Annotated in this window: 19 protein-coding genes and 1 riboswitch; of the genes, 5 read left to right on the top strand and 14 right to left on the bottom strand. The window is 75.0% G+C overall.

Features of this window, described 5'->3' with window-relative positions; all coding sequences use genetic code 11:
- The 6 genes from ACIBPB_RS20430 to ACIBPB_RS20405 all read right to left on the bottom strand — a co-directional run bounded on the left by ACIBPB_RS20430 (position 1) and on the right by ACIBPB_RS20405 (position 5,524).
- Positions 1–864 (bottom strand): PspA/IM30 family protein, encoded by an 864-nt coding sequence (locus ACIBPB_RS20430; protein WP_357314934.1) that lies wholly within the window; start codon positions 862–864, stop codon positions 1–3.
- Between the two features lie 162 nt (positions 865–1,026).
- Entirely contained in the window at positions 1,027–1,467 is a 441-nt protein-coding gene (locus tag ACIBPB_RS20425) for a helix-turn-helix domain-containing protein (RefSeq protein WP_396841120.1), read from the bottom strand.
- 227 nt (positions 1,468–1,694) lie between these two features.
- Positions 1,695–2,252, bottom strand: a complete 558-nt coding sequence (locus ACIBPB_RS20420; RefSeq protein ID WP_396841119.1) for a CinA family protein — start codon at positions 2,250–2,252, stop codon at positions 1,695–1,697.
- A gap of 111 nt (positions 2,253–2,363) precedes the next feature.
- Entirely contained in the window at positions 2,364–2,942 is a 579-nt protein-coding gene (gene pgsA / locus ACIBPB_RS20415) for a CDP-diacylglycerol--glycerol-3-phosphate 3-phosphatidyltransferase (RefSeq protein WP_396841118.1), read from the bottom strand.
- Positions 2,943–2,989: 47 nt separating this feature from the next.
- Entirely contained in the window at positions 2,990–4,525 is a 1,536-nt protein-coding gene (gene rimO / locus ACIBPB_RS20410) for a 30S ribosomal protein S12 methylthiotransferase RimO (RefSeq protein ID WP_396841117.1), read from the bottom strand.
- Positions 4,526–4,600: 75 nt separating this feature from the next.
- Positions 4,601–5,524, bottom strand: coding sequence for an ornithine cyclodeaminase family protein (locus ACIBPB_RS20405; protein ID WP_396841274.1), 924 nt, complete (start codon positions 5,522–5,524; stop codon positions 4,601–4,603).
- Between the two features lie 91 nt (positions 5,525–5,615).
- Positions 5,616–5,682: riboswitch (guanidine-III (ykkC-III) riboswitch) on the top strand.
- Positions 5,683–5,737: 55 nt separating this feature from the next.
- On the opposite strand from ACIBPB_RS20405, the gene ACIBPB_RS20400 reads away from it, so the two are divergent.
- Both ACIBPB_RS20400 and ACIBPB_RS20395 read left to right on the top strand, forming a co-directional pair.
- Positions 5,738–6,052, top strand: coding sequence for a DMT family transporter (locus ACIBPB_RS20400; protein ID WP_396841116.1), 315 nt, complete (start codon positions 5,738–5,740; stop codon positions 6,050–6,052).
- 84 nt (positions 6,053–6,136) lie between these two features.
- Positions 6,137–6,382 (top strand): hypothetical protein, encoded by a 246-nt coding sequence (locus tag ACIBPB_RS20395; RefSeq protein ID WP_357314950.1) that lies wholly within the window; start codon positions 6,137–6,139, stop codon positions 6,380–6,382.
- Positions 6,383–6,520: 138 nt separating this feature from the next.
- On the opposite strand, the gene ACIBPB_RS20390 is transcribed toward ACIBPB_RS20395, so the two are convergent.
- Complete coding sequence (locus tag ACIBPB_RS20390) at positions 6,521–8,965, bottom strand: DNA translocase FtsK (protein ID WP_396841115.1); 2,445 nt, start codon at positions 8,963–8,965, stop codon at positions 6,521–6,523.
- Between the two features lie 113 nt (positions 8,966–9,078).
- Here ACIBPB_RS20390 and ACIBPB_RS20385 point away from each other — a divergent pair, with 113 nt between their 5' ends.
- Together ACIBPB_RS20385 and ACIBPB_RS20380 are read left to right on the top strand one after the other, a co-directional pair.
- Positions 9,079–9,558 carry a YbjN domain-containing protein gene (locus tag ACIBPB_RS20385; protein WP_396841114.1) on the top strand — a complete coding sequence of 160 codons (480 nt, stop codon included), beginning with the start codon at positions 9,079–9,081 and terminating at the stop codon, positions 9,556–9,558.
- Positions 9,555–11,168: a YbjN domain-containing protein gene (locus ACIBPB_RS20380; RefSeq protein WP_396841113.1), complete on the top strand. Its 1,614-nt coding sequence runs from the start codon at positions 9,555–9,557 to the stop codon at positions 11,166–11,168. Before ACIBPB_RS20385 ends, ACIBPB_RS20380 begins: the two co-directional genes overlap by 4 nt.
- A gap of 98 nt (positions 11,169–11,266) precedes the next feature.
- On the opposite strand, the gene ACIBPB_RS20375 is transcribed toward ACIBPB_RS20380, so the two are convergent.
- The 6 genes from ACIBPB_RS20375 to ACIBPB_RS20350 form a co-directional block, all read right to left on the bottom strand.
- Positions 11,267–12,823 carry a S1 family peptidase gene (locus tag ACIBPB_RS20375; RefSeq protein WP_396841112.1) on the bottom strand — a complete coding sequence of 519 codons (1,557 nt, stop codon included), beginning with the start codon at positions 12,821–12,823 and terminating at the stop codon, positions 11,267–11,269.
- A gap of 185 nt (positions 12,824–13,008) precedes the next feature.
- Positions 13,009–14,697 (bottom strand): ribonuclease J, encoded by a 1,689-nt coding sequence (locus tag ACIBPB_RS20370; RefSeq protein ID WP_396841111.1) that lies wholly within the window; start codon positions 14,695–14,697, stop codon positions 13,009–13,011.
- Positions 14,698–14,745: 48 nt separating this feature from the next.
- Positions 14,746–15,672: a 4-hydroxy-tetrahydrodipicolinate synthase gene (dapA, locus tag ACIBPB_RS20365; RefSeq protein ID WP_396841110.1), complete on the bottom strand. Its 927-nt coding sequence runs from the start codon at positions 15,670–15,672 to the stop codon at positions 14,746–14,748.
- Between the two features lie 53 nt (positions 15,673–15,725).
- Positions 15,726–16,463, bottom strand: a complete 738-nt coding sequence (thyX, locus tag ACIBPB_RS20360) for an FAD-dependent thymidylate synthase (protein WP_396841273.1) — start codon at positions 16,461–16,463, stop codon at positions 15,726–15,728.
- Positions 16,464–16,542: 79 nt separating this feature from the next.
- Positions 16,543–17,205, bottom strand: a complete 663-nt coding sequence (locus tag ACIBPB_RS20355; protein ID WP_396841109.1) for a DUF2752 domain-containing protein — start codon at positions 17,203–17,205, stop codon at positions 16,543–16,545.
- Between the two features lie 4 nt (positions 17,206–17,209).
- On the bottom strand, positions 17,210–18,439 hold the full coding sequence (locus tag ACIBPB_RS20350; protein WP_396841108.1) for a winged helix-turn-helix domain-containing protein: 1,230 nt from the start codon (positions 18,437–18,439) through the stop codon (positions 17,210–17,212).
- Positions 18,440–18,566: 127 nt separating this feature from the next.
- On the opposite strand from ACIBPB_RS20350, the gene ACIBPB_RS20345 reads away from it, so the two are divergent.
- Positions 18,567–19,118, top strand: coding sequence for a GNAT family N-acetyltransferase (locus ACIBPB_RS20345; RefSeq protein WP_396841107.1), 552 nt, complete (start codon positions 18,567–18,569; stop codon positions 19,116–19,118).
- Here ACIBPB_RS20345 and ACIBPB_RS20340 read toward each other — a convergent pair.
- Positions 19,017–20,327, bottom strand: a complete 1,311-nt coding sequence (locus tag ACIBPB_RS20340; protein ID WP_396841106.1) for a glycosyltransferase 87 family protein — start codon at positions 20,325–20,327, stop codon at positions 19,017–19,019. The two genes, ACIBPB_RS20345 and ACIBPB_RS20340, sit on opposite strands and share 102 nt — an antisense overlap.
- Positions 20,328–20,341: the final 14 nt, after the last annotated feature.

Raw genomic sequence — 20,341 nt, 5'->3', positions numbered from 1 at the left:
TCAGCCGGTGGTGCTCTCGCCGGTGGGGCGCTCCCGGCTCATGGTGGACCGGATCTCGTCGAGCCGGGCGGCCGCCGCCGGGTCGGCGGGGGCGCCCTGCCCCTGCCCGACGGCGGGCCGGTCCTGCCGGCCGGCGAGCTGCTCGCCGGCCATGCTCGCCCGGATCTGCTCCAGTCTCGCCGAGCCGGCCGTGTCCAGGGTCGCCTTCTGAATCTCCAGCATCCGGCCCTCGACGGAGTTGCCGGCCAGCTCGGCCCGGCCCATCGCGTCGGCGTACCGGCGCTCGATCCGGTCACGGACCTCGTTCAGCGACGGCGTGCTGCCGGGGGCGGTGAGCGAGGACATCGACTCCAGCGAGCGGGCCACGGTCTCCTGCATCTTGGCCTGCTCCAGCTGGCTGAGCAGCTTGGTGCGCTCGGCCAGCTTCTGCTGGAGGATCATCGAGTTGTTCTCGACCGCCTTGCGGGCCTGGGCGGCCGCGCCGAGCGCCTGGTCGTGCAGCGTCTTCAGGTCCTCGGTGGCCTGCTCGGCGGAGACCAGCTGGCTGGCGAGCAGCTGGGCGGACTGCTCGTACCGCCCGGCCTCGGTCTCGTTCCCCTTGGCGCGGGCCTGGTCGGCCAGGACCAGGGCCTGCCGGGCGTTCGCCTGGAGCTGCTCGACCTCGGACATCTGCCGGGAGAGCTTCATCTCGAGCTGACGCTGGTTGCCGATCACCGCGGCCGCCTGCTGGACCAGGGCCTGGTGCTGCCGCTGGGCATCCTCGATGGCCTGCTGGATCTGCACCTTAGGGTCGGCGTGCTCGTCGATCTTCGCGCCGAAGAGCGCCATCAGGTATTTCCAACCCTTGACGAACGGGTTCGCCATCTCCGCCCAGTCCCCTCAGTAGCGTCGCGTCACCTCGCCCCGGTCGAGGGGCGGGCCGCGCGGTGTGCCTCCATCGTCCCAGTCGGGCGCCAGCCCGGCACCCGGACGACCCTGATCAACAGTACGCGGCGAACGCCACCGGCGGCCATGGCGCGCGTCGGGTCAGGCGGCGCAGACCACGTCCCGCTCGGCGGGGCGCACCCGGGTGCTGCGCAGGGTGGCCTTGAGCGGCCCGTCCTGCCGCACCTGGACCGCCACCGAGCCGTCCGAGGTGACCTGGCGGACGCCCCGGTTGGTCGTGGCGCGCACCGCGGGCGCGGTGACCGGCGTGGGCTCGTCGGCGACCGGCACCAGCACCCCCGGCATCTGCTCGGCCAGTGCGACCGTGTCGCTGACCTCGCGCAGCAGCTCGGAGAGGCGGGCGCCGAGGGCGTCGCAGATCGCCGCCAGCAGCTCGCTGGAGGGCTCCTTCTGGCCGCGCTCGATCTCGGAGAGGTAGCCCAGGCTCACGTTGGCGGCGGAGGAGACCTCGCGGAGGGTGCGGTGCTGCCCCTGCCGGCGCGCCCGCAGTGCGTCACCGATCACTCGGCGTAGCAGGACCATCGCACCTCCCCCAGACGGGACCACCATCTCCGGCCGGGCGTGCCGCGCCGGGCGTGGCGGTCCACTCCCGGCGCCGGCGTCGTCCGCCGGAGCCTTCCCGCAACCGTACCCGTTGCCGGGCCCGCCGACATCCCGCCCCACCCCTTCAATTCCGGCGTTCCGCCCGACCGGCCGGGCCCGGGTGCCCCGGCCCGGCGCGCCCGCACCCGGGCGTGTCGTGGCCCGGCTCACCGGCGTCCCGCCCCGGCCGGATCGCCGGCGTCCGCCGGCTGCTCGACGCCGCCGCTGGTCTGGATCCGTTCGGCCAGCAACCGCAGCGCCTCGATCACGGCCGCGCCGCGGATGTACTCGCGGTCGCCGTCGAGGTCGAGCCGGCGCACCTCGCAGCCGCCGGGCCCGGCGGCGGCCACGTACACCAGGCCGACCGGCTTGCCGTCCTGCGGCTCCGGTCCGGCCACGCCGGTGGTGGCCAGCCCCCAGTCGGCGCCGCAGCGGCGCCGCCCGCCCTCGGCGAGCGCGGCGGCCACGTCCGGGTCGACCGGCCCGCGCTCGGCCAGCAGGTCCTCCGGTACGCCGGCCAGCACCGACTTCAGCTCGGTGGCGTAGGTGACCAGCCCGCCGCGGAAGACGCTGCTCACCCCGGCGATCTCCACGATCGAGGCGGAGAGCAGGCCGCCGGTCAGCGACTCGACGGTGGCCAGGGTCTCCTTGCGCTCGTGCAGGCTGTGCACGACGGAGGCCGCCGGGCTGCCGACCGGTCGCTCGTGGTTCGCATCCGTTCCCATGCCAGCCCTCTCTTCCCGCCCGGCCGCCCGCTACTCCTGCTGGGGCGATCATGAGGTTATCGCCACCAACCCCCCGTCACGTGCAGGACGGACCCGCGGGTGCGCCGGGCGTCAGCGGGCCGGGCGGCGCAGGCGCAGCGCCTGGGCGACGTAGTCGAAGCCGGTGACCACGGTGACCAGCACGGCGGCCCCCATGATCCACGGGCCGACCGGGGCCAGCGCCGCCGGCATCGGCCACAGGTACCAGGTGATCGCGAGGATCTGCAACGCCGTCTTGATCTTCCCGCCCCGGCTGGCGGCGATCACGCCGTGCCGGATCACCCAGAAGCGCAACGCCGTGATGCCCAGCTCGCGGGCCAGGATCACCACGGTCACCCACCAGGGCAGCCGGTCGTACCAGGAGAGCAGCACCAGCGCCGCGCCGGTGAGCGCCTTGTCGGCGATCGGGTCGGCGACCTTGCCCAGCGAGGTGACCAGGCCGAACCGGCGGGCGATCCAGCCGTCGACCAGGTCGGTCGCCGAGGCCACCACGAAGATCACGCAGGCGGCCGTGCGCCAGCCGGCGTGGCTCATCGCCGAGACCACCACGGTGGCCGCGAAGACCGGCACCAGCACGAACCGCAGCGCGGTCAGCACGTTCGCCGCGTTGAGCAACGGCACCCGGGCCGCCACCGACTCCGCCCCGGTCATCTCCGGCACCGCCCCACGTGGCTTCCCCGCTCCGTCCGGGCCCGCCGTCACCGTGCCGCGCCGGGCGCCGCCGAGATCATCTCATCCGGTACGGCGAGCAGGTCCACACCCTCCGTCGCGGTCACCGTGGCCCGGACCAGGTCGCCGGGGCGCAGCGCGGCCAGATCGACCCCGCCACCGACCGGGGCGACCAGGGTGGTCGAGCCGTCCACCTCGGGCGCCTGGTGCGCGGCGCGACCCTCGACCACGCCGTCGGCGACCGAGTCCACCAGCACCTCGACCGTCGAGCCGAGCCGCTCCTCGGCCCGCTGCGAGCAGAGCTCGTCGGCGAGCGCGGCCAGCCGGTCGTACCGCCGCTTGACGGTGGCGGCGGAGACCTTGCCGGGCAGGCCGGCGGCCTCGGTGCCGTCCTCGTCGCTGTAGTCGAAGACGCCGATCGCGTCCAGCCGCGCCTCGGTCAGGAAGCGGACCAGCTCGGCCACGTCCTGCCGGGTCTCGCCCGGGAAACCGACGATGAAGTTGCTCCGGGCGCCCGCCGCCGGGGCGAGGGCCCGGGCGGAGGCGAGCAGCTCCAGGAACCGGTCGGTGGAGCCGAACCGGCGCATCCGGCGCAGCACCGGCTCGCTGGAGTGCTGGAACGACAGGTCGAAGTAGGGCGCCACGCCCGGCGTGGTGGCGATCACCTCGACCAGGCCGGGCCGGGTCTCGGCGGGCTGGAGATAGCTGGCGCGCACCCGGACGATCCCGTCGATCGCGGCGAGCTGCGGCAGCAGCTTCTCCAGCGCCCGGGGGTCGCCCAGGTCCTTGCCGTACGAGGTGGAGTTCTCGCTGACCAGCACCAGTTCGCGGACGCCGGTCTTGGCCAGCCACTCCGCCTCGGCGAGCAGCTCGTCCGGGGTCCGCGAGACGAACGCGCCCCGGAACGCCGGAATGGCGCAGAACGCGCAGCGCCGGTCGCAGCCGCTGGCCAGCTTGAGCGAGGCCACCGGGCCGGTGTCGAGCCGGTGCCGCAGCACCTGCCGCAGGTGCGCCGGGGTGTGCTCGTCGGTCTCGGCGGTGACCCGGGCGGGGGTGCCGTGGCCGGGCAGCGACACCGCCGCCTCGCGGCGCTTGACGGGGGTGAGCGGCAGCAGCTCGCGCCGGTCCCGCGGGGTGTGCGCGGCCAGCGCCTCGCCGGCCACCACGGCGTCCAGCCGGGCCGCGATGTCCGGGTAGTCGTCGAAGCTCAGCACGGCCTGCGCCTCGGGCAGGCTGTCGGCCAGCTCGCGGCCGTACCGCTCGGCCATGCAGCCGGCCGCGACCACCTTGGCGCCGGTGTCGGCGGCCGCCAGCAGCGTCTGGATCGAGTCCTGCTTGGCCTTCTCGACGAAGCCGCAGGTGTTCACCACCACCACGTCGGCGCCCTCGCCGTCGGTCGTCACCTGCCAGCCGTCGGCGTGCAGCCGGGCGGCCAACTCCTCCGAGTCGACCTCGTTGCGGGCACAGCCCAAGGTCAGCAGGGCGACCCGACGGCCGGTGGCCGACGGCTCCGGGTCGCGGCGCGGCGCGCTGGAGTTGTCGTAAGGGGAGGTGGCAGACACCATCCGAGGGTACCGGGCGGCGCGGGGATCGCCGCGCCGCCCGGCCGGGGCATCGGCCGGCTCACACCGAGCCGCGGGTCAGCGGACTGCCGCGCCGACCCGGGCCAGCCGGTCGAGGAGGAAGACCTCGGTGCCGGCCAGGCCGGTGGAGCAGAAGACCGAGAGCTGGTCCGCGCCGGTCCGGCCGGGGACCGCCCCGGCCAGCACCGCGCCCAGGTCGCGCAGCCGGTCCGCGTACGGTTCGACGGCGGTGAGCATCGGCGGGACGTACGCGGCCGCCTGGGCCGGCGAGTCGGTGACCAGCAGGTCGGCGGCGTCCAGCAGGTCGGTGCCGAACTCGTGCCGGTCGGCCTGCTTGAAGCCGACGGTGTTCACGTGGGTGCCCGGGGCCAGGTCGGCGGCGTCGAGCACCGGGGTGGTGCTGGTGGTGGCGAGCACCACCAGGTCCCGGCCGCGGACCGCCTCGGCGGCCGAGCCGACCGCGCGGGCCGGCAGGCCCAGCTCGGCCCGGACCCGGGCGGCGAACGCGTCCCGCCGGGCCGCCGAGCGGCTGTGCACGGTCACCTCGCGCAGCGGGCGCACCGCGGCGGCCGCCCAGACCTGGGTCCACGCCTGACGGCCGGAGCCGACCACGCCGAGGGTGGCGGCGTCGGGGCGGGCCAGCGCGTCCACGGCCACCCCGCCCAGTCCCCCGGTGCGGCGCGAACCCAGCTCCTCGCCCACCGCGATGGCCCGCACCGCGCCGGTCCGCGCGTCGTGCAGCACCACCAGTTGCCCGCTCTCCGGGTGCCCGAAGGTGTCGTACGACCGGAAGCCGTACCACTCGCCGGTGAGGTGGCCGGCCGTGAGCACCATCCGGCCGCCGCCGAGCGACGCGGACGCGCGGGGCGGCGCGATCAGCCGCCCGTCGTACGCGGCCAGCAGCGCGTCCCGCATCGCCGCGACGGTCAGCGGGGCGTCCACCGCGGCGGCGACGTCCGCGTCGGAGAAGAGCACGGTCATGACCACATCGTGCAACCTGAAGTTGACGTCAACTCCAGCGATGGTGGGCTTCGTCACCGCGCCACCCGAGGATCGCGGCGGTGCTAGCGTCGACGGCGGCGGCCGGTGCCGCCCCGGACGAGTGGTGGGCGTACCCGGTCAGGCCAAGACGCCCCAGCGTGACCGCCCGTCCCGGCCCTCCCGGCCGGGCCCGCCCCGTCAGAGGTGACCGTCATGGCCTGGATCGTGCTGGTGCTCTCCGGACTGCTGGAGACCGCGTGGGCGATCGCCCTGGACCGCAGCGCCGGCTTCAGCCGCCCCGTCCCATCGCTGGTGTTCGCCGCCTCGCTGGTGGCCAGCATGGCCGGCCTGGCGTACGCGCTGCGGGAGATCCCGGTCGGCACCGGCTACGCGATCTGGGTGGGCATCGGCGCGGTCGGCACCGCGCTGGTCGGCATGCTGGCGCTGGACGAGCCGGCCACCCTCCCCCGGATCGGCGCCCTGCTGCTGGTGGTCGCCGGCGTGGTCGGGTTGAAACTGTTCCACTAGGCCCGGGTGTCCGGTTTGCCGGCGGGGTCGCGGCGGGTAGTGATGCGGCACCTCAACAGTGCGACCGACCTCACGGAGGAGACCATGGCCGACATCCACGCCACCACCCGCCCGCGCAGCAGCGCCGCGCGCGTCTGCACCATCATCGCGTTCGTCTTCGCGGTGATCGCGATCTTCTTCCTGCCGCCGCTGTTCGGCCTGGTCGGGCTGGTGCTCGGCATCGTCGGCGCGGTGCTGGGCGACAAGCCGCTGGGCTGGTACGCGGCCGCCGCCAGCGTGGTCGGCGCCGTGCTCGGCATGGTGATCGGCTACGCGATCCTGAACTCCTGACCGCCGCCGTACGTCGCGGACGGGCCCGCCGGAGCACCGGCGGGCCCGTCGCGCGTGTGCGGGCAGTGTCACCGTCGCTCGGTACGCCCCGCGGGCCGGCAGGGGGCCACCGGACAACCCGCGCGGTGACCGCTCGGGTCAGTCCTCGCCGCCGCGCAGGCCGGCCAGGACCTCCGCCAGCTCGTCCGGCTTGACCAGCACGTCGCGGGCCTTGGAGCCCTCGGACGGGCCGACCACACCCCGGGTCTCCATGAGGTCCATCAGCCGGCCCGCCTTGGCGAAGCCGACCCGCAGCTTGCGCTGGAGCATCGAGGTCGAGCCGAACTGCGAGGTGACCACCAGCTCCACCGCCTGGACGAGCAGGTCCAGGTCGTCGCCGATGTCCTCGTCGATCTTCTTCTTGCTCTCCTGCGCAACGGTCAGCACGTCCGGGCGGAACTCCGGCTCGCGCTGGTCCTTGCAGAACTTCACCACGTCGTGGATCTCGCGCTCGGTCACCCAGGCGCCCTGGATCCGGACCGGCTTCGACGCGCCCATCGGCAGGAAGAGCCCGTCACCCCGGCCGAGCAGCTTCTCCGCGCCGGGCTGGTCGAGGATGACCCGCGAGTCGGCCAGCGACGAGGTGGCGAACGCCAGCCGGGACGGCACATTCGCCTTGATCAGGCCGGTCACCACGTCGACCGAGGGCCGCTGGGTGGCCAGCACCAGGTGGATGCCGGCGGCCCGGGCCAGCTGGGTGATCCGGACGATGGAGTCCTCCACGTCGCGCGGCGCGACCATCATGAGGTCGGCCAACTCGTCCACGATCACCAGCAGGTACGGGTACGGCCGCAGCTCCCGCTCGCTGCCCGGCGGGGCCTTGATCTCGCCGTTGCGCACCTTGCGGTTGAAGTCGTCGATGTGCCGGACCCCGTTGGCGGCGAGGTCGTCGTAGCGCATGTCCATCTCGCGGACGACCCACTCCAGCGACTCGGCCGCCTTCTTCGGGTTGGTCACGATCGGGGTGACCAGGTGCGGGATGCCCTCGTAGCCGGTCATCTCGACCCGCTTCGGGTCGACCAGCAGCAGCCGCACCTCGTCCGGCGTGGCCCGGGTCAGGATGGACACCAGCAGCGAGTTCAGGCACGACGACTTGCCCGCGCCGGTCGCGCCCGCGATCAGGATGTGCGGCATCTTGGCGAGGTTGGCCACCACGTAGCCGCCCTCGATGTCCTTGCCGAGCGCCACCACCATCGGGTGGTGGTCGCTGGTGGCGGCCCGCGAGCGCAGCACGTCACCGAGCGCCACGTTCTCCGGGTCGGTGTTGGGGATCTCCACGCCGACCGCGCTCTTGCCCGGGATGGGGCTGAGGATCCGCACGTCCGGCGACTTCACCGCGTACGCGATGTTGCGGGAGAGCTGGGTGATCCGCTCGACCTTGACGCCCGGGCCGAGCTCCACCTCGTAGCGGGTGACCGTCGGGCCGCGGGTGAAACCGGTGACCGCGGCGTCCACGTCGAACTGCTCGAAGACGCCGGTCAGCGCCGCGATCACCTCGTCGTTGGCCTTGCTCCGCGTCTTCGGCGCGGTCCCGGTGCCCAGCATGTTGGCCGGCGGCAGCGTGTAGTCACCGGCCAGCCCGGTGAGCGCGAGCTGCTCGGCCCGGGTGGGCAGCGGCGAGTGCTCCGGCGGCTCCACCGGCTTCCGGCTCGCCGGCACCTTCTTGCGCGGCAGCACGAGGGTGTCCTGCAGGTCCACCCCGTCGAGGTCGTCGTCCAGCTCCGCCGGGTCCAGCGGCGGCGGCAGCCGCTTGGCCGGCCGCCGACGGGCCGGCTTCGGCGCCTCCCCGGTCTCCTCCTCGGCTGCGGCGGGCGGCCCCACCAGGGTGCCGGCGAGCAGGCCGAGCCGCTCCGGGATCTTGTTGATCGGGGTCGCGGTGACCACCAGCAGGCCGAAGACGAGCAACAGGATCAGCAGCGGGACCGCCACCCAGGCGGTCACCGCCGCCTCCAGCAGGTCGCCGATGCCCGCGCCGATCAGCCCGCCCGCGTAGTCGCGCTGCACGGCGTCCACGGGGTTCTGTCCGATGTGCAGCATCGCCGCGGTGGCGAGCAGCATCGAACCCCAGCCGACCAGGCCACGGCCGCGGTGCTCCGGGTCGGCCGGGGTCCGCAGCAGCCGCCAGGCGCCGATCATCAGCAGCACCGGCACCACGATCGCGATCGCGCCCAGGAAGAGCCGGACGCTGTCCGCCAGCCGCTGCCCGACCGGGCCGGCCTTGCCGAACCAGATGGCCACCGCGGTGAGCAGGGCGAGGCCGAACAACAGCAGCCCGCCGCCGTCACGGCGGTGCTCGGGGTCGAGGTCCCGGGCCGAGGCGGCCTGCCGGCCGGCGGCCCGGACCGCCCAGCCCAGGCCGTGCGCCAGGCCCATCCAGACCGCGCCTACCGCGCGTCCCAGGTAGACGGCCGGACCCGGGCCGGCCGCGGGCCGCCGCCGGGCCGCCGCGCGGGCCTTCTTGGCCGGCTGGCGGGCACGGCTGTTCGTGGTGCCGCGCGGCGACGCGCCGCGCCGCCGGCTCGCCTGAGAGGTACGGCCCGCCATAGAGTCACCGTAACGGCGGGACCCGGCAGATCGCCGCTTTTCCGGGTCGTGTCCGCGCGTCGCCGCACGGGCCGGGCGCCGTTTGTGTTATTCGCCGCAGAAGGGATGCCCTCATGGCGTCGCCGGAGCTCGAGGACGGTCCGGACGGCCCCCTGGCCGGACACCCGCAGACGTTGCGGCCGCTGACCGGCGCCCTGCTCGCCGCCGTGCTGACCAACCGGGGGTACGCGGTGGCCGAGGACGCCGCCGGTGACCTGGTCGGCCGCTGGGCGGAGAGCCTGATCTGGTTCCACCGCCGGGGCGCCGACGGGGAGCTGCTCCAGGTGCGCACCGTCACCGGGCACCGCTTCGGCATCGAGCACGTGCCCGCCCTCTACGCCTTCTGCAACGCCTGGAACCACGACCGGCTCTGGCCCAAGGCGTTCGTGCACGTGGCCGACGACGGGCTGGCGCAGATCTGCGGCGAGGTGATCACCGACCTGGAACGCGGCGTCACCCCGCACCAGCTCGACCAGTTGCTGGACTGCGGCATCAGCACCGGCTGCCAGCTCGCCGCCGAGGTGGCGCGGCTGCCCGGCGGGGCGGTCCGGTGACCACCGCCCGGGACCGTGGGCCGGCCGACGCGCTGGCCGACGCCCTCGACCTGCCCGACGGCGAGGCCCGCTGCGCCGAGCTGGACCGGATCGCCGCGCACGCCGACGCGACCGGCGACCCGGGTACCGCGCTGGCGGCCCGCTTCGCGCTGATCGAGACGTACCTCCAGCTCGGTCAGGGATGGCGGCTGGTCGAGCCGGTACGCCGCTGCCGGTCCGCGCTGGCACAGGAGCCGGCCGGCGGCCGACCCGGCGACGTGACCCGGCTGCTGCGGCACCAGCGGCAGGCGGTGGAGGCGCTGCTGGGCACCCCCCGGGTCGGGCTCGACCAGGCGCGGTCCCTGCTGGACGACCTGGCCGAGCGGTTGGGCGGGGCGGCCGAGCCGGTGGCCGAGCTGCGCTGCCGGCTCGCCGACCATCTCGGTGCCGAGCCGACCGCCCGCCGCGAGTACGCCCGTTGGCAGGCCGCCGCGTCCGGACCGGACGGTGCCGGGGCCACCGCCGGAGCGGTCGCCGGCTGTCCCGGTTGCGCGCCGGCCCGGCGGGCCGAGTTGCTGGCCGGCTGGGGCGAGCCGGTCGAGGCCCTGGAAGCGCTGCGCCCGGTGCTCGACGGCGAGGTGGACTGCACCGACCAGCCGGAGCGTGCCCTGGTGGCCGGGCTGCTGCCCTGGCTGCGCACCGGGGCGGCGACGCGGGCGGCCCGGGCGCACGTGCGCGCGTACCGCCGGCACCGCCGGGAACGGGCGGCGTTCCCGCTGCTCGCCACCCACCTGCGCTTCTGCGCGCTGGGCGGGCACCTGGAACAGGGGCTGGCGGTGCTGGCCGAGCAGCTGCCCCGGCTGGACCAGCCGGTGGACGACCTCGCCGCGATGGAGTTCGCCGCGGCCGGGTCGCTGGTCTGCGCCCTCGCGGTGGAGGCCGGTCTGGGCGGGCGACGGATCCACCGGCCCGGGCACGGCGCCCGGCCCGCGGCCGAGCTGGACGTGGCCACGCTCGGCGGGCAGTTGCAGGCCCTCGCCACCGCGCTGGCCGGCAGCTTCGACGCCCGCAACGGCACCGGGCACCAGTCCGGGCGGATCGCCTCCTGGCTCGCCGACCGGCCGGTCGCCGAGCCGGTGCCGCTACCGGCCGAGGACGAGGACGAGGACGGCGACCGGCCCGACGACCCGGCCGAGCCGGGCGAGGAGGAACCCGTCCCGCTGAGCCTGGCGCTGCTCACCCGCGCCCTCGACGCCCGCGGCGACGGGTACGCCGTGGAGCCGGACGGCGCGGTGGTGGGGCGTTGGGGCGCGGCCGTCATCCAGTTCCGCCGGCTCGGCGAGCGGGGCGAGATCCTGCACGCCCGGGTGGTGGCCACCCGCCGGGTGCCGGCCGACCGACGTGCCGAGGCGTACGCGTTCTGCAACGCCTGGAACCACGACCGGCTGCTGCCGGCCGCGTACGTGCACGATCCGGGCGACGGGGCGCTGGTGCTGGTCGGCGGCGTCACCACCGACCTGGCGCACGGGGTGGCCCCGGCGCAGCTGGTGGTGCTGGTGACCGCCGCGGTGAGCACCGGGGTCGCGTACGCCGAGGCGGTCGCCGCGCTGCCCGGCGGCGACGAGGGCTGACCGCGCCCCGGCGCTGGCCGGGCCGGGACGCGGCGCGGCCCCCGGCCACCGGGCGGTGGTGACCGGGGGCCGCGGTCCGGTAAGGCCCGCCCGGTCTGCTAGCGGACCGAGAACGCCAGGGTGTACGCGCCGGCGCCGGCCAGCCCGACCACCCGGTAGCGGTAGGCGCCGGCCGGCGTCGCGACGCTCAGCCGGGCCGGCCCGTCCGCGGTCTCGGCACGGGCCACGGTGCGGAACGCGCTGCCGGTGAAGCGTTGCAGCTCCAGCCGGACGCGGGCCCCGTCCGGCGCCGCGAGGCAGGCCTGCTGGGTGCCGCCGGAGGTCCGGAAGAACCGGCCGTCCGGCTGGACCTGCGCCCGACCGGCCGCGACCTGCCCGGTCCGGCTGACCTGGCCGGCGCACCCGTCCGGCCCTTCGGTCGGCGGGGCGGGCGCGGTGGGGGCCGGCGGGGTCGCCCCGCCGTCGGCCGGCGGCGTGCTCGGCGCCCCGCCGTCGGCCGCGGTGACCAGGGTCAGGTTGTTGCGCTGGAGGATCTCGTTGACCGGTTGGAAGAAGGTCACCCCGCCCCGGGTGCAGTCGCCGGAGCCACCCGAGGTGACCCCCTGCGCCTGGTCGCCGGAGAGCCACGCGCCACCGGAGTCGCCCGGCTCGGCGCAGACGTCGGTGCGGGTCAGCCCGGTGACCGTCCCCTCCGGATAGTTCACCGTGGCGTTCCGGGCCTGGATGACTCCGCAGCGGGTGCCGGTGGTCGAGCCGGAACGGCAGACCGAGGCGCCCACCGGGGCCTCCGTCGAACCGTTCACCGGCACCGTGCCGCCGTTGAAGTCGTTCACCACGCCCTGCGGTGTCCAGTCGCCGTTGACCCGCACGACCCCCCAGTCGTCACCCGGGAACGAGGACGCGGCGAAGGTGCCCTGCGCGACCCGGTTCGCGCCGGTGGTCCGGTCACCGGGCCGCCCGCAGTGCCCGGCGGTGACGAAGCCGCCGACCACGGAGAAGCCCACCGAGCAGCGGGCCGCGTTGTTGATCAGGAACGGGTCGCCGCCTCGGACGTCGAACAGCGGCCGGGGCGCCTCGTCGCTGGTGCGGACCCGGACCGTGCCGGCGGGCACACCGCCGGCCGCGGCGAAGCGGCGGCCGGACGCCGCCGCGCCGGGCTGGGCGAGCACCACCACCGCGTTGTCGGCCACGTCCACGTACCAGCCGGTGATGTCCGGGGTGGCCGTGGCGCCGGCCGCGTCCAGCCGGGTCTTCACCGCGTCCAGTTCGGCCACGCCCCGGTCGACCTGCTCCGGCACCGCCCCGGCGGCCCGTACCCGGGCGGCGCGCGCCGGGTCGGCGACCGCCACGTGCAGGGTCCGCCCGTCGGCGCCGAGCCAGCTGCCGCCGTAGTCGGCGCCCAGGTCGGCGCGGAGCCGGGTGACCGTGCCGGCGGCCCACCGCTCGGTGCTCAGCCGCCTCGCCGCCTGGTCCCGGGTGAGCGAGAGGTCCCGGCTCAGCGCGTCCAGCACCTCGGGCGCGACCCCGCCGGCCGCCGGGGGCGCGGCGCGCCGGCCCGGCGCGTTCTCCCCGGCGAACGAGGGCAGCGTCACCGCCGCCGTCGCGCCCACCGCCGCCACCACGACGCCGATGGCTGTCATCCGTCTGCGGTCCATCCGCCACGCTCCTCCCGGCCGGCGCGGGTCACCCCGGCCGGACGGGAGTACGGAGACGGACGCCGATCGGTTGAGGTCGGCCGGTCAGGTTCGGCGCAGCGTGGCCGCCCGACTGCGGGGCGTACCCCTGGGACGGCGACGCCGGCCCACCGCGGACGGTGGACCGGCGGGCGGAGCCGGTGGGGTCAGACCTCGACCACGGTCGGCACGATCATCGGCCGGCGGCGGTACGCGTCGTTGACCCAGCGCCCGACGGTGCGCCGGACGATCTGCTGGAGCTGGTGCGGGTCGGTGATGCCGTCCGCCGCGGCGCGGTTCAGCGCCTCGGTGACCAGCGGGATCACCGGGCTGAACGCCTCCGGGTCCTCGGAGAAGCCCTTCGCCGAGAGGGTCGGGCCACCGACCACCTTGCCGGTGACCGAGTCGACCACCACGGTGGTGGCGATGAAACCGCCGTCGCCGAGGATCCGGCGCTCGGTGAGCAGCGACTCGCTGACGTCGCCGACGGCGAGGCCGTCGACGTAGACGTACCGGCTCTTGACGTGGCCGACCAGGCTGGCCCGGCCGTCGACCAGGTCGACGACGTCGCCGTCCTCGCAGAGCACCACCCGGTCGGCCGCCACGCCGGACTCGATGCCGAGCCGGGCGTGCGCGCGCAGGTGCCGCCACTCGCCGTGCACCGGCATGAGGTTGCTGGGGCGGGTCACGTTGAGCAGGTAGAGCAGCTCACCGGCGGGGGCGTGACCGGAGACGTGCACCTTCGCCACGTCCTTGTGGATCACGGTGGCGCCGGCCCGGGCCAGCCGGTTGATCACCCGGTAGACCGAGGTCTCGTTGCCGGGCACCAGCGAGGAGGCGAGCACCACGGTGTCGCCCGGGGCGATGGTGATGTGCCGGTGGTCGCCGCTGGCCATCCGGCCGAGCGCGCTCATCGGCTCGCCCTGCGACCCGGTGGACATCAGCACGATCTGCTCGGGCGGCAGCGTGGTGGCCTCCTCCAGCCCGACCACCAGGCCGGGCGGGATGTTGAGCAGGCCGAGATCGCGGGCGATGCCCATGTTGCGGACCATCGACCGGCCGATGAGCGCCACCTTGCGGCCGTGCTCGACCGCCGAGTCGAAGACCTGCTGCACCCGGTGCACGTGCGAGGCGAACGAGGCGACGATGATCCGCCCCTTGGCCTTCGCGAAGATCGAGTCGAGCACCGGCCCGATCTCCCGCTCCGGCGTGACGAAACCGGGGATCTCGGCGTTCGTCGAGTCGGACAGCAGCAGGTCGACGCCCTCGGCGCCGAGCCGGGCGAAACCGGCCAGGTCGGTGATCCGGCCGTCCAGCGGGAGCTGGTCCATCTTGAAGTCGCCGGTGTGCAGCACCAGGCCGGCCGGGGTACGGATGGCCACCGCGAGGGCGTCCGGAATCGAGTGGTTGACGGCGAAGAACTCGCACTCGAACGGGCCGAGCCGCTCCCGCCGCCCCTCCGCCACGGTCAGTGTGTACGGCTGGATCCGCCGCTCGGCCAGCTTCGCCTCGACGAGCGCGAGGGTGAACTGGGAGCCGACCAGCGGAATGTCCGGCTTGTGGGCGAGCAGGTACGGCACCGCGCCGATGTGGTCCTCGTGGCCGTGGGTGAGGACGATCGCCTGCACGTCGGCCAGCCGGTCCAGGATCGGCCCGAAGTCGGGCAGGATCAGATCCACGCCCGGCTGCTCGACGTCGGGGAAGAGCACCCCGCAGTCGACGATCAGCAGCTTGCCGTCGTACTCGAAGACGGTCATGTTCCGGCCGATGGCGCCGAGTCCGCCGAGCGGGATGATCCGCAGGCCGCCCTCCGGCAGCGGCGGGGGCAGTTCACCCTCGAAGTGCGCCTCGGTCACGCGTTCACCTCATTCTGCGACGCCGTCCGGCGCCGTCGTGTCGTTCGATCATTCGGGCAGGGGCAGGCCCGCCGCCGCGCAGTCGGCGCGCAGCTGGGCCAGTTCGTCGGCGGTGGCGTCCACCAGGGGCGCGCGCACCGGGCCGGCCGGCAGCCCCTTGGCCGCCAGGCCCGCCTTCACCAGGATCACGCCCTGGCTGCGGAAGATGCCGGTGAACAGCGGCAGCAGCTGCCGGTGCAGGCGCAGCGCGGTGGCGGTGTCGCCCGCCTCGTACGCCTCGATCATCTGCTTGGTCTGCGCACCGGTGAAGTGCGTGGAGGTGCCGACCACGCCGACCGCGCCGACCGCCAGGGCGGGCAGGGTCAGCGCGTCCTCGCCGCTGTAGAAGGCCAGGTCGCTGCGGGCCAGCACCCAGGAGGTGGCGGTCAGGTCGCCCTTGGCGTCCTTGACCGCGACGATCCGGCCGTGCTCGGCCAGCGTCACCAGGGTCTCGGTGGCGATCGCGGTGCCGGCGCGGTGCGGGATGTCGTACAGCATGACCGGCAGCCCGGTGGCGTCGGCGACCGCGGTGAAGTGCCGCAGCAACCCGGCCTGCGGCGGCTTGCTGTAGTACGGGGTCACCACGAGCAGGCCGTGCGCGCCGGCCTTCTCGGCCTGCGCGGCCAGCTCGATGGTGTGCCGGGTGTCGTTGGTGCCCACCCCGGCGACGATCCGGGCCCGGTCGCCGACCGCCTCCGCGACGGCCTGGATCAGCGCCTCCTGCTCCGCGTCCGTGGTGGTCGGCGCCTCGCCGGTGGTGCCGTTGAGCACCAGCGCGTCGTTGCCCTGCTCGTCCACGAGGTGCTGGGCGAGCCGTACGGCGCCGTCCAGGTCGAGGGCGCCGTCGGCGGTGAACGGGGTCACCATGGCCGTGATCAACCGCCCGAACGGGCGCGACGCGCCCCGGACGGGAGCGGCAGGGTGGTCGTGCGTCATGTTCACAACCTAGCTGACGACCACCGGGGGCCCGGCGGCGAAGGGCGCAGGACTCACTCGGCGTGCGGGCTGGCCGCCACCTCGGTGCCGTCGGGCAGCGTGGAGATCACGAAGTCGGCGAAGACGTTCGGCGCCACCCCCTGGAGCTGCCGCAGGCACTCCACGGCCAGCTCGCGGATCTCCACGTCGGCGTGCTCGGTGGCGCGCATCTTGACGAAGTGCCGCCAGGCCCGGTAGTTGCCGGTGACCACGATCCGGGTCTCGGTGGCGTTGGGCAGCACCGCGCGGGCCGCCTGCCGGGCCTGCTTGCGGCGCAGCGTCGGGTTCGGCTCGTCGCCGAACCGGGCCTCCAGCCCCGCCAGCAGCTCGGTGTACGCCCGGACGGCCGCCTCGCTCGCCTCGACGAACGTCTTGTGCAGCTCCGGGTCCTCGGCGATCACCGCGGGCTCGACCATGGCGGCGTCCCGCTCCGGGACGTACCGCTGGGAGAGCTGGGAGTAGGAGAAGTGCCGGTGCCGGATCAGCTCGTGGGTGAAGGAGCGGGAGACCCCGCTGAAGTAGAAGCTCACCGAGCCGTGCTCGAGCACGCTCAGGTGGCCGACGTCCAGGATGTGCGCCAGGTAGCCGGCGTTGGTGGCGGTGGCCGGGTTCGGCTTCTTCCAGCTCTGGTAGCAGGCCCGGCCGGCGAACTCGGCGAGGGCCTGGCCGCCCTCGGCGTCGGTCGACCACGGCACGTCGTCCGGCGCTTGGAACTGGGTCCACGCGATCAGCTTGACCTGGGGCTGCACCATCTCCGGCATTCCTGGGACTGTAGTGGCCGGTGGGCCGCTCGCGAAACGGGGGCACGCCGGACGTGAATCGGCGCACCGGTCAGACGTAGAGCGCGGTGAACGGGGCCCAGGGCAGGTTGCGGGCCACTGAGAAGGCGAACCAGAGGGCCAGGAAGCCACCGATCACCCGAGGGCTGAGCGACAGCTCCGGCAGCCGCCAGCCGAACGCCCGGTTGCCGGCCCAGGCGACGAAGAGGTACGCCAGGAAGGGCAGCGCGAAGACGAAGAGGAAGTGGTGCCGGGCGGCCGCCGGCAGGTCGGCGTGCAACACGTACCAGAGCGCGCGGGTGCCGCCGCAGCCCGGGCAGTCCAGCCCGGTGAGGAGCTTGAGCAGGCAGGTCGGGCGGGCGTCCGGGTCGCTGTGCGTGGGGTCGCTGAGCAGGGCGTACGTCATGCCGACGCCGACGCAGCCGAGCGCCGCGAGGGGCACCGCCCAGCGCGGGGCGCGGGCGTGCAGGCGCAGCACCAGGCGGGTGAACCGGTCCGGCTCGACCGGCTGGTAGGTGACCCCGGCGGGCCAGATCGCCGCACCGTCGGGACCGGGCCCGGCGTGCGGGCCGACGGGCGCGGCGTGCGGGCCGACGGGCGCGGCGGGCGGGCCGACGGGCGCCGGCTGTTGGCCGGCGGGCGCGGGGTGAGCGGGAGGCGCGACGGGAACAGCCTGCGGGTCGGCCGGGGCACCGGGCCGGTCAACAGTCGTCACGGGCTTACCGTACACCGGCCACGCCCACCAGCGCGGCGGTCAGCGGGGCGGCCAGATCGCCGGCCGCCGGCGGGGCGACCGCGTCGAGACCGAGCCAGCCGGCGAGCCGGTAGAGCTCGGCCGCCAGCGCCACGGCGGTCTCCCCCGGATCCACCCCGGGCTCGGCCCACACGGCGGGGACCAGCAGCACCCCGGCCTTCCGGTCGGCCTTCAGGTCGACCCGGGCGGTGAACCGCTCCCCCTGCAGGAAGGGCAGCACGTAGTAGCCGTACACCCGCTGCGGCGCCGGCACGTAGATCTCGATCCGGTAGCTGAAGTCGAAGAGCCGTTCGGCGCGGGACCGCTCCCAGACCAGCGGGTCGAAGGGACTGACCAGGGTGTTGCCGCGCACCCAGCGGGGCAGCCGGGCCTGCGCGTGCAGGTAGGCCGGCTGTCGCCAGCCGGACACCGTGACCGGGGTCAGCTCGCCCGCCTCGACCAGCTCGGCGACCGCCCGCCGGGCGGCGGCGGCCGGCAGCCGGAAGTAGTCGCGCAGCTCCGCCTCGGCGGCCACCCCGAGCGACCGGGCGGCGATCGCGACCAGGGCCCGGTGGGCGTCGGCGTCGCTCGGGGTGGGCGCGTCGAGCACGGCCGGCGGCAGCACCCGTTCGGGCAGGTCGTAGCGGCGGGCGAACGAGGTGGTCCGCTCGGCGGCGGTCACCTCGCCGGCCCAGAACAGGAACTCCAGCGCCTGCTTCACCGACGACCAGTTCCAGCCCCAGTTGCCGGTCTGCCGGGGGGCGTCGTGCTCGATCTCGGCGGCGGTCAGCGGCCCCTTGGCGGCCACCTCGTCGCGGACCCAGGCGACCAGCTCGGGCTGCTCCTGGGCGATCCGGCGCATCCCGCCCCAGGCCTCGTCCCGGGCCCGGGCCATCCGCCAGCGCAGCGCCGGGTGCAGGCCGACCGGCACCAGCGACGCCTCGTGCCCCCAGTATTCGAACAGCTCCCGGGGGCGGCGGTAGGCGGCGGTGTCGAGCAGCGCGGTCGGGTACGGCCCGAGCCGGCTGTAGAGCGGCAGGTAGTGCGCCCGTTGCAGGACGTTGACCGAGTCCATCTGGATCAGCCCGACCCGGTCCAACACCCGGCGCAGGTGCCGGCGGGTGGGCACGCCGGTCGGCGCCGGGTCGGCGAAGCCCTGGGCGGCGAGCGCCACCCGACGGGCCTGGGCGGGCGAGAGCGATTCCGGTGCGGCCATCGTCGGCGACCCTAATCCACCGGTACGACGCCCGTCCCGCACCCGGCGGGCCGGCCCGGACGGGCGAGTTGTGTCCCGTGCGGAGCGGACGCTGGACCCGCCGCCCCGACCGGCATAGAACGGACGGATGCTCACCATTCGCCGCGAGGAACCCGACGACGCCGAGGCGGTCGCCCGGGCGCACGTGCACGGCTGGCAGGCCGGGTACGCCGGGATCATGCCGGAGGAGGTGCTGGCCCGGCTGAACCCGGTCGCCTGGGCGCAGCGCCGCCGGGACCTGGGCACCGCCGACCCCGAACACCCGTTCACCACCCTGCTCGCCGAGGTCGACGGCGCCGTCGTCGGCTTCGCCACGTTCGGCCCGTACCGGAACAACCAGGACCGCGCCGACCTCGACCCGCGGTACGGCGAGATCCTCGCGATGTACCTGGAGCCGGCGCACTGGGGCACCGGGGCCGGACGGGCGCTGTTCGCCGCGGCCCGGTCCGGACTGGCCGAACAGGGCTGGACGGAGTACCGGCTCTGGGTGCTGGCCGAGAACGCCCGGGCCCGCCGCTTCTACGAGCGGGCCGGCCTGTCACCCGACGGTGCGGAGTCCACCTACCCGGTGCCGCTGGCCGGTGGGCGCGAGCCGGTCCGCCTCCGCGAGCTGCGCTACACCGCCCGGGCGGACGGCTGACGGGGTCGGCCCGTCCGGGTCGGCGGAGCCGCCGCCGGCCGGCGCGGCCGAGCGCCGGATCGGCAGGACCAGCAGCAGGACCAGGCTGATCCAGACGTACGTGTTGCTGCCGAGGAAGCCGTCGAGGCCGGTGAAGTCGTCCTCCCACGCCCAGACGATCCGGCTGATCAGGAAGGCGTACCCGACGAACGCGGCGGCCAGCAGCAGGCGGCGCCGGCGGCCCCGGGCGGGCGCCGCCATGCCGTTGTCGACCAGCAGGATCAGCGCGGGCAGCAGCCAGACCAGGTGGTGCACCCAGGTCACCGGGCTGATCAGGCAGCCGGTGACGCCGGTGAGCGCGAGCCCGGTCGCCTCGTCGCCGGCGGCGACGGCGGCCCGGGAGCGCCACACCCAGACGGCCAGGGTGGCGAGCGCCAGCGCCAGCCAGGCGGCCGTGCTCGGATGCACCGGGTCCAGCCGGGCGACCATCCCCCGCAGCGACTGGTTGGAGATGAAGGCCAGCTCACCCACCCGGTCGGTGTTCCACAACGCCGTGGTCCAGAACTCCCGCGAGGCGTCCGGGACGAGTGCGCCGGCCAGCAGGGTGGCCGCGGTCGCGGTGCCGATCGCCGTGAACGCGGCCCGCCACCGCCCGGTGACCAGCAGATACAGGATGAACAGGCCCGGGGTCAGCTTGATCGCGGTGGCCAGGCCGATGCCGACGCCGGCCCACCGGCTGCCCGCCGGCAGCAGCCGCAGCAGGTCCGCCGCCACCAGGAAGAGCAGCAGCATGTTGACCTGGCCGAAGTTCACCGTCTCGCGCATCGGCTCGAAGGCCGCGGCCAGCAGGAGCGCGACGGCGAGGCTGAACCAGCCGGTCCAGCCCGCGCGGCGGGCGATCGGGTCGACCAGCCACCAGATGAGCACGGTGCTGGCGAGCACGGTGATGACCACGCTCACAGTGATCGCGGCCGGCCAGGGCAGGTACGCCATCGGCAGCATGACCAGGGCGGCGAACGGCGGATAGGTGAAGCCGTACTGGGTGCCGGCCTTGAGGAAGTCGTAGATCTCGCCGCCGTCGTGCACCCAGAACCGCAACGCGCCGTAGTAGACCTTGAGGTCGAAGAAGCCGTGCCGGACGGCGGCGACCGCGAGGAAGGCGGCCACCACGCCGGCGAGCACCACCACGGCGACGACCTGCCCGATCGTCCGCCTGGCACCCTGCGCCACCGTCGCCTCCCTCG

It is taken from the genome of Micromonospora sp. NPDC049836, assembly GCF_044465125.1.
GTDB lineage: Bacteria > Actinomycetota > Actinomycetes > Mycobacteriales > Micromonosporaceae > Micromonospora.
The sequence above is the reverse complement of the archived record's forward strand: the minus strand, read 5'-3'. Positions and strand labels throughout refer to the sequence as shown.

What these genes read in the sequence shown, in the direction of transcription:
- ACIBPB_RS20395 (WP_357314950.1), top strand. Translation starts at nt 6,137, where the DNA reads ATGGCCGACATCCACGCCACCACCCGCCCGCGCAGCAGCGCCGCGCGC.
- ACIBPB_RS20430 (WP_357314934.1), bottom strand. Translation starts at nt 864, where the DNA reads ATGGCGAACCCGTTCGTCAAGGGTTGGAAATACCTGATGGCGCTCTTC.
- ACIBPB_RS20400 (WP_396841116.1), top strand. Translation starts at nt 5,738, where the DNA reads ATGGCCTGGATCGTGCTGGTGCTCTCCGGACTGCTGGAGACCGCGTGG.
- ACIBPB_RS20385 (WP_396841114.1), top strand. Translation starts at nt 9,079, where the DNA reads ATGGCGTCGCCGGAGCTCGAGGACGGTCCGGACGGCCCCCTGGCCGGA.
- dapA (WP_396841110.1), bottom strand. Translation starts at nt 15,672, where the DNA reads ATGACGCACGACCACCCTGCCGCTCCCGTCCGGGGCGCGTCGCGCCCG.
- ACIBPB_RS20425 (WP_396841120.1), bottom strand. Translation starts at nt 1,467, where the DNA reads ATGGTCCTGCTACGCCGAGTGATCGGTGACGCACTGCGGGCGCGCCGG.
- ACIBPB_RS20390 (WP_396841115.1), bottom strand. Translation starts at nt 8,965, where the DNA reads ATGGCGGGCCGTACCTCTCAGGCGAGCCGGCGGCGCGGCGCGTCGCCG.
- ACIBPB_RS20405 (WP_396841274.1), bottom strand. Translation starts at nt 5,524, where the DNA reads ATGACCGTGCTCTTCTCCGACGCGGACGTCGCCGCCGCGGTGGACGCC.
- rimO (WP_396841117.1), bottom strand. Translation starts at nt 4,525, where the DNA reads ATGGTGTCTGCCACCTCCCCTTACGACAACTCCAGCGCGCCGCGCCGC.
- ACIBPB_RS20345 (WP_396841107.1), top strand. Translation starts at nt 18,567, where the DNA reads ATGCTCACCATTCGCCGCGAGGAACCCGACGACGCCGAGGCGGTCGCC.
- thyX (WP_396841273.1), bottom strand. Translation starts at nt 16,463, where the DNA reads ATGGTGCAGCCCCAGGTCAAGCTGATCGCGTGGACCCAGTTCCAAGCG.
- ACIBPB_RS20350 (WP_396841108.1), bottom strand. Translation starts at nt 18,439, where the DNA reads ATGGCCGCACCGGAATCGCTCTCGCCCGCCCAGGCCCGTCGGGTGGCG.
- ACIBPB_RS20375 (WP_396841112.1), bottom strand. Translation starts at nt 12,823, where the DNA reads ATGGACCGCAGACGGATGACAGCCATCGGCGTCGTGGTGGCGGCGGTG.
- pgsA (WP_396841118.1), bottom strand. Translation starts at nt 2,942, where the DNA reads ATGACCGGGGCGGAGTCGGTGGCGGCCCGGGTGCCGTTGCTCAACGCG.
- ACIBPB_RS20420 (WP_396841119.1), bottom strand. Translation starts at nt 2,252, where the DNA reads ATGGGAACGGATGCGAACCACGAGCGACCGGTCGGCAGCCCGGCGGCC.